The organism is Candidatus Woesearchaeota archaeon (genome assembly GCA_003694805.1).
Classification (GTDB): Archaea; Nanobdellota; Nanobdellia; order Woesearchaeales; family J110; genus J110.
In genome coordinates this window covers 1-7,258 of sequence record RFJU01000065.1, presented here as the reverse complement: position 1 = coordinate 7,258, position 7,258 = coordinate 1, and the positions used below count along the sequence as shown (strand labels likewise).

The following is a 7,258-nucleotide window of genomic DNA, read 5'->3' as shown; positions in this document are numbered from 1 at the left end:
TTGTTGTGGTGCGGGAAGCGACAAAAAAAAAATTCCGGCCACGCCGACGGAGGTGTACAAGAAAATGGCAGGAGACCAAGGAGGAGAGAACAATCTCAATTTGGAAAAACTCGTGGGAGAACCGTACAGAGAATTTATTGAATGGCAACGCAACACGCTTCCAAACGAAGCATTCAAAGGAGAGCTCGCTCACGGAGAACTCTACGGCGCCCTGATGGCGGCTGTTAAAGGAAAGGGGCGAGAAGACACGATCTCAGAAGATGAACTCAAGAAAACCGTGAGTAACGGGCTGGAAACATTTTACCAAGCCGTTGATCCTGACATGCTTGCGAGTGTGAAGCAGATTGCCGGCGACGACGCTAATGCTTTGTATTTTGGGTTAAGACAACTATACAATTTCAGCCACGGTATCGAAGCAGGCTCTGAAGGAGACATATTCGGGGCTTTGGAGTTCCTTGCCAAAGAGAACAAGCTTACTGCTCAAGAATTCCTTAAACATGCGAAAAAAAACCTCGAAAAAAGCCCTGAAAGGTTTGCACAAAAAATATTTGAAAGAGAATTGCTCCACTTCCAAAGCAGGACTAAGCCCGCGCACGTCCTCTACTACGTAAAAGAGCAACTGCAAAAAAATGGATACGAACTCGAAAACCCTGTTAATTTTGCCAAGAGCCTGGGTTCAGCATTCGCCTTCGCATTCGACGATGCCGTGACTGGCACGCTCTTTCCAGAGGCGAAGAAAGATCCAGCGACAGAAGCCCTTGAGAGACTGGGCTTTAAAAAAAGAGAGGACAACAAAGGCGACTACCAGTAAAGCAGGAAACGACTGTTTGGCACCCGCCCTGAATTTTTTTCTTTTCTTTTTTCTTTCCAGAGAAAGAGACACAAGCTTTATAAATGAGGAAGTGGTTTTCAAACGCTGAGGAAACAAAAGCTCCTGAACGGTTGTTGGGAAAAAGAGGGTCTTATCAGAAGACATGAGCGTTATGGTTAAGAAAAAAGCAAGCACACAGAAGAAGGAAGGAAAACTGAGGAAAAAAGAGGAGGAATTGTTAAAGGCGCTTCCTCCAAACCTTCCTGACGAAGAGAAGAAACGCATTCTTTCATTGCAAAAGGAACTGCACCAATTCAAGGAGAAAGTCTTGGGTAAGTTTGAAGAGTATGTTATGGGCGTCTCCCTCCTCCCGCCTAAGAAAGATGCAGCGGGAGAGGTTAACGTGCTGGTCCTTATTGACGACGGGGACAGCAAATCACTTCCGCCTGACGAGCTCAAGGGTCGGCTTCAAAAGGTCATGAGCGATATTGCAGGCGAGGTTGACAAGCACATCAAGCCGGAGGTCCTCCTCATCTCTGAAGTGTGGCAGTCTTGCTTTGATGGAAAGTACGATCTTCTTGAAATGATTGCTGTTAGCGTGCCAGTGTTTGACAAAGGTATGCTTGCCGCGATTAAGATTGCTGAAGTGCACAAGTCCATGGTGCTTAGGAAGTTTGAGAAATACATTGTGTGCTACGTCTTGGCAGGATCACTTGTTCAAGGAAGGGCTACGCCGAAGTCAGACATTGACGTGTTCATCGTCATTGATGACACTGACGTGAAGAAAATGACGCGCGCCGAGCTCAAAGACAAGCTGCGCGCAATTATCATCGGCATGGGTATTGACGCGGGCAAGCTGACAGGCATTGAGAACAAGCTCAACATTCAAGTGTACATCTTAACAGACTTTTGGGACAACATCAAAGAGGCAAATCCGATTATTTTCACGTTCCTGCGTGACGGCGTTCCCTTCTATGATCGTGGCATCTTCATGCCGTGGAAACAGCTTTTGAAAATGGGCAAGGTCAAGCCGAGTCCTGAGGCAATTGACATCTTCATGCAGTCCGGGAGCCAGATGATGGAGCGCATCAAGCTCAAGCTTCGTGATATCGGGTTAGAAGATACTTTTTGGGCTATTCTTACGCCCTCCCAAGCTGCGCTCATGCTCTATGGCGTCCCTCCGCCAACGCCGAAAGAGACGCCGGAAGTGCTCCGCAACGTGTTCGTCAAGAAAGAGAAGCTCTTGGAAGAAGAATACGTTAAGATTTTGGAGAAGCAGATCAAGGTCCGCAAAGATCTTGAACACGGAGACTTAAAGGGGCTTTCTGGAAAAGATGTGGACACGTTGGTAAAGAATGCCGAGAAGTACTTGGCTCGTATTAAAACGTTGTTTGGTCAAATCGAAGAGCTCAAGGACAAGGAGAGCGTCCTGCACGCGTATGAGAGCACCGTGACGGTTATTCGGGACATCCTTCGGCTCGAAGGTGTTGAACGGGTTTCCGATATTGAGATTATCAAAGTGTTTGAAAAGGAAGTTATTCATAAGGGGTTGATGCCTGAGCGGTATTTGAGAATACTCAAAGACATTGTAAAAGCAAAAAAAGACTATGACAGAGGCGCTTTGACGAAGACGGACATCCATCAAATTGGCAAGCACTTTAGAGAATTGTTGAAGTTCATGGTCGAGTACATGCAAAGAAAGCGAGGTGCTGAGGTTGAAAAGGCCAAGATTCGCGTCAAGCACGGAAACGCGTTCGGCGAAGTTATTCTCCTAGGTGATGAGGCGTTCTTCATTCACGACATTGATAATGAGGATAAAGAGATTACTCGTGCAACACTTCTCAAAGATGGCAGTTTTTCCAATATGCGCTCGAGCAGTTTGGAAGAGTTGGAACAAGCCCTCGCCAAGATCGACATCCCTCCTAAGGTTTTCTTAAAGGAGCGAACTTTTGAGCAGCTCAAAGATATTTTTGGGCGAGATGTTGAAATCCTTGTGAACGCGTAGGGACTATTGCGGGAATGTGCAGCCCCCGTTTTCCGTTGCTAGTTTTGAGCACGATGAGGTCTGGATGCGCGGGGCTTGGGTGTTGATACTTTTTTGTAAATATTTATAAGGCGGCGTTCGTTCTCTTCGATTGGCATGCGAAAAGTGAAGAGTGGTTTTCGAGTTATCGACGCTATGACAACAAAACCGTTAAGTGTCGCTCCTAGCACCCCTCTTTCTTCTTGTGCTAAGCTTATGCGCAACCATGAAGTGAGCAGTTTGGTGGTTAAAGATGGGAGGAATGAAGAATCTTTGCTGGGAATCTTGACGGTGCACGACATCGTGTGGAAGGCTGTCGCGAATGGTGTCGATTTGGAAAAAACCCCTGCTGAGGAAATCATGACCTCCAATTTGGTATGTGTGCACCCCGGGGATGATGTTCTTGAGGCGTTTAAGAAAATGCGTGTGCATCAAGTTCGCCAGCTGCCAGTGATGGATGAAGGCAAGATGGTTGGGTATTTGACGCTGCAAGATGTGCTTGCTGTAGAGCCTGAGCTCTTTGAGATTTTTGCTGAGAAAGCAGACTTGCAACGCCCTGGCATGCAGCGTACAAGTGCAATGCACGGCCTTTGCGAGATTTGTGGAAATGCCTGTGACGAACTCAAGGAGGTGCGGGGTTCGTTCGTGTGCAGTGACTGCGCTGCGTCAATGTAGCACACACTACTAAAGGCGTACCAGCGCTCTGGAAAGCGCCGTTGTGGCCTGTTCTTCCAGGGTCAGCCCCGCCCAGCAAGGTGTTCGTAGCCTTCCTGCATCCTTGCCCGTCCTTGAAAAAAAAACTTTTTATATGCCTCGTCTTTTTCTTGGGAAGGAAATTGGAAGAGCAAGCGTTGTGAGCGCGGTGGTTATGCGTGCAGAAGACATAGTGGCGCGCTGAAGAGCGGCTTTCAAGAAAGACAGGTGCAGCAGAGGTATGCAGAAAGAAAAAGCGAGTGCAGCTCCAAGGCATATTGGCGTCATTCTTGACGGGAACCGCAGGTTTGCCAAGCGCTTGATGAAGCGTCCCTGGGAGGGTCACCGTTGGGGTGCTGAGAAAGTAAAGCAGTTCTTGAAATGGTGTGACGAGTTGGGAATTGAAGAGGTGACTCTTTATGCATTCTCAATGCAAAATTTTCATCGCCCAAAAAACGAGTTTGACTACTTGATGGACTTGTTTCAGAAGACTTGTAATGAATTATTAGAAAAAGAAAAGGAGCTTTCAGAGCAGGGGCTTCGTATTCGTTTCGTTGGAAGGTTGCACCTCCTACCTCAGCGGGTTCAAGAAGGCATGAGCAGGCTTATGGCGATGACTGAAAAGAATGAGCGGCGGCGGCTTAACATAGCCGTAGCATATGGCGGGCGCGAAGAAGTAGTTGATGCGGTAAAGCGTATTGCTCTAGAGGTGCGCGAGGGCCGGTTGTCAGTGGAAGACATTGACGAAAACACGGTTTCACAGAATCTCTACTTCGCTTCGGAGCCAGACCTTATCATTCGTACTGGCGGGGAGTGTAGGACGTCCAACTTCTTGATTTGGCAGGCAAATTATGCTGAGTGGTTTTTTTTGGAGAAGTGCTGGCCGGAGTTTGAAAAGCAGGATTTGGTTGCGTGCATTGATGATTTCAAGTCTCGTGAGCGGCGGTTTGGGCGGTGAGTGTGGCAGATGCTGCCTGGCAGAAGCGTGCCCGCAACCGCGAGGTGATTGAACGGTTTTTTCAACAACTGGGCTTTTTGTTTATTGTGTTCGTTGAACGTCTTCGTCTGAGAATATTTCTGTTTTGGCGACGAAGACGTGGCAGTCTTCTGCGAGGATGTCTTCTGGTTTGATTCCCGCTCTCTTGCACGCGCTGACGAGAAAGTCGCGAGGGTTTTCGGAACTGTGAGGGTGGGCGAGGCGGATGCCTGAGTGGTATTGTTTCTTGACGAGAACGGCATGCTCTTTCGGGTTGATTTGCCTTGCGTAGTCTTCAACGCTCGACCCGGTTATTTGATGGGGGTTTTTGAGGAGTATTATCTCAATCGTTGCGTTTTGGAGCTCTTCTGGCGTTACGCCGTCGAAACGGGGATCGTCGAAGGCGGCTTGAATTGCTGCGTGGTAGATTGCTTCGTAGAGCGGCTGGTCCGCCTCTGGAAAACCCATCGAGCCTAGGAGCTTGTCGCCTTGCTTGAGGGTGACAAAGCAGCCGAGCGGTTCATTAAACTGCTGCACATCAGCAAAAGAAAGGTCTTTTTTTTGGAATTTGCTTTCAATTGCCTTCCTCGCAAATTCGAGGAGGTGTTGTTGTTCTTCCGGCGTCATCGTGTTGGAGAAACTCGTTGGATTTTTTAAGTTTTCCTTAAAAACCACTCCTTGTGCGGCGCCTGCACGAGAGAAGGGGTTCTTGTGCGAAAGCGTTTGCTGTTAGGTTTTTTTGTTGGTTCTGGCGTGGCTTTGTTCGGCTCTGGCCTTTAGCTTGCCTTCTTGAATTCCGCGTCGGTTTTTTTGTTTTCTGCAATGATGGACGCGACGGCTTTATGGATGGCTTGTTTGGGCGAGACCGTTCCGTTCGTTTCAATAATGAAGAGCGGGTCGTCGACGAGCGGGTGCTTGACGGAGTAGGTTGCAATGGTAACGCCTTTTTCTTTTTGCAGCGCAACTTTTAGAATGTTGCACGTGGTATGGTCCGCGCCGCGAACAGAGAATACCGCCCGTTTTTTGCTGTCTTCTTTTACGTGGATTTCCATTTTCCGGAGTGAGCATGCGTTCTTTTATAAGCTTTTTTATTGGTTTGGGGCTTGTTTGTTAAGGCCGGCGAGCGTCTTGCGATCCGTCTTGCTTGGTTTTTTCGGCTGCAAAGCAAGTCACCTGAACAAGGTGTTTTGGTTTGGCGTGGTGGGCGTGGGTGTTTTTGAGTGGTATGGTGAAGGTGAACGTTTCTGTTACGTGATAGCCAAGGGTTGCCAGTTTTGTTTGGACGAATCGTTGCGTAGAGGCGAGATGGAGGGTGTATAGTCTGGGTGCGAGTCTTGCCGCGGCTTCAAGGAAGTGGGTGTCCGCGTGGCGGCGTTTTGTTCCGAAAGGAGGGTTTTGGAAGAGTATGTCGCCTTGTTCTTGGAAGGTTTGGACATCGCCTTGGAAGAACGTGAGGCGGGTTGATGGGGGGATTGCGGCGGAGAGGTTGGCTGCTGCTTCTTGTGCTTTGGAAAGCGCGCCTGGGTCAATGTCAACGAAATGCACCCTTGCTGCTCCGAGGAGCGCGGCTCCGATGCCAAATATGCCGGTTCCGCATCCTAGATCAATGACTGTTGCAGAACGGAGGAGGCCTCGCATGTGGGCGTGCCAGAGGAGTTCTGCTGCGATGCTTGGCGGCGTGGGGTGCTGTTCTAGATCCGTCCTTGGGTGGTCAAAGGAGGGGATGTGGGAGAGGAGGTAGGAGAGCGCTGCTTGGCTGCGTGGCGTTGAAGGATGGCGGATTGGCTGCTGGGTTGGTCGTTGTGCTGTTTGCTTGTTTCTCTTCGTATCAGTCATGGTGATGTTTTCCTCACTGGCAAGCTATACGTTGAGTTACCATAATTTATTTAAAGAGTGTGGTTCCACATCTGCTCGGGGGTGATGTGGTATTCGTGCAAGCATACCTGGTCTAGGAGAGGGTTCTTCACGACGCGTTCTCAACGGGCAGGAGAGGGATGTTTTGCTGCGCCTCTCCAATGTTGAGAAGAGCGTTGCTGCGTTGGGAGAGCAGGTTATGGATCATTTGGAAGGTATTAATAAGAATACCGATGAGATTCAGTGTTGCTATTCTTTTCTTATCGCGCTTGAAGAGAAGCTTGCTAAGCTGGCTGAGCGGGTGGATCGTCTTGAGCAGGGGTCGTCCCGTGGCGTTTGTAGTGCTGAGCGTTTGACGAAGCGAGAGGAAGAAGTGTTTTTAGTGTTGTACTTGCATGATGAGCCATTGACGATTCGTCATATTGCCAGGCGATTGGGTGTTGCTGAGGAAGTGGTGGAGCAAGTGGTTGAATCCTTGTCCTTTAAGGGGATTCCTTTGATTCGCCAGTATAGGAATCAGGAAGTGTTCGTGTCGTTGGATTTGAAGTTTAAGGAGTTGCAGGCCAAGCAGAATGTTCTGAAGATTCAGCGAGGGATTGCCCAACAGGTGCTTCCCGTTGAATGATGATGGTGGGTTTTGGGTTTTTCATTTTTAGGCTTTTTTGTGTTGGCTTGTTTTTTGCCCCCCCCCCATCAACCAAAAATTTTGAGTTTTAATCATATATTTTAAGCACTAAAAAACTATAATTTTTAAGCTAAAACTAAAAGTTTCTAGTTCCTTCCTAACTGCTTTCAAAAAACAAAGGAACATTTATAACAAGGGAAACCAATAAATTGTTTATCAAATAAATTGGAAAAACAATAAATAGCAAAACAAATAGATAGTTGAACCTATATATAT

The 7,258-nt window shown here is 48.1% G+C and carries 8 protein-coding genes; 5 read left to right on the top strand and 3 right to left on the bottom strand.

All coding sequences use genetic code 11. The annotated features are described in order from the left end of the window. Positions 1-64 precede the first annotated feature (64 nt). The 4 genes from D6783_02490 to uppS all read left to right on the top strand — a co-directional run bounded on the left by D6783_02490 (position 65) and on the right by uppS (position 4,485). Positions 65-811: a hypothetical protein gene (locus tag D6783_02490; GenBank protein RME53271.1), complete on the top strand. Its 747-nt coding sequence runs from the start codon at positions 65-67 to the stop codon at positions 809-811. 163 nt (positions 812-974) lie between these two features. Beyond that, positions 975-2,816, top strand: coding sequence for a nucleotidyltransferase domain-containing protein (locus D6783_02485; protein ID RME53270.1), 1,842 nt, complete (start codon positions 975-977; stop codon positions 2,814-2,816). Positions 2,817-2,951: 135 nt separating this feature from the next. Beyond that, positions 2,952-3,509: a CBS domain-containing protein gene (locus D6783_02480; protein ID RME53269.1), complete on the top strand. Its 558-nt coding sequence runs from the start codon at positions 2,952-2,954 to the stop codon at positions 3,507-3,509. Between the two features lie 259 nt (positions 3,510-3,768). Then, entirely contained in the window at positions 3,769-4,485 is a 717-nt protein-coding gene (gene uppS / locus D6783_02475) for a di-trans,poly-cis-decaprenylcistransferase (protein ID RME53268.1), read from the top strand. A gap of 81 nt (positions 4,486-4,566) precedes the next feature. Here the strand turns inward: uppS and amrA are convergent, their stop codons facing one another. The 3 genes from amrA to D6783_02460 form a co-directional block, all read right to left on the bottom strand. Next, positions 4,567-5,130 (bottom strand): AmmeMemoRadiSam system protein A, encoded by a 564-nt coding sequence (gene amrA / locus D6783_02470; GenBank protein RME53267.1) that lies wholly within the window; start codon positions 5,128-5,130, stop codon positions 4,567-4,569. A gap of 149 nt (positions 5,131-5,279) precedes the next feature. Next, positions 5,280-5,555, bottom strand: coding sequence for a DNA-directed RNA polymerase subunit L (locus tag D6783_02465; protein ID RME53266.1), 276 nt, complete (start codon positions 5,553-5,555; stop codon positions 5,280-5,282). A 58-nt stretch (positions 5,556-5,613) separates the two neighbouring features. Continuing rightward, entirely contained in the window at positions 5,614-6,339 is a 726-nt protein-coding gene (locus D6783_02460; protein ID RME53265.1) for a methyltransferase domain-containing protein, read from the bottom strand. A 217-nt stretch (positions 6,340-6,556) separates the two neighbouring features. Between D6783_02460 and D6783_02455 the strand changes: the two genes are divergently transcribed. Next, complete coding sequence (locus D6783_02455) at positions 6,557-6,982, top strand: hypothetical protein (protein ID RME53264.1); 426 nt, start codon at positions 6,557-6,559, stop codon at positions 6,980-6,982. Positions 6,983-7,258 lie beyond the last annotated feature (276 nt).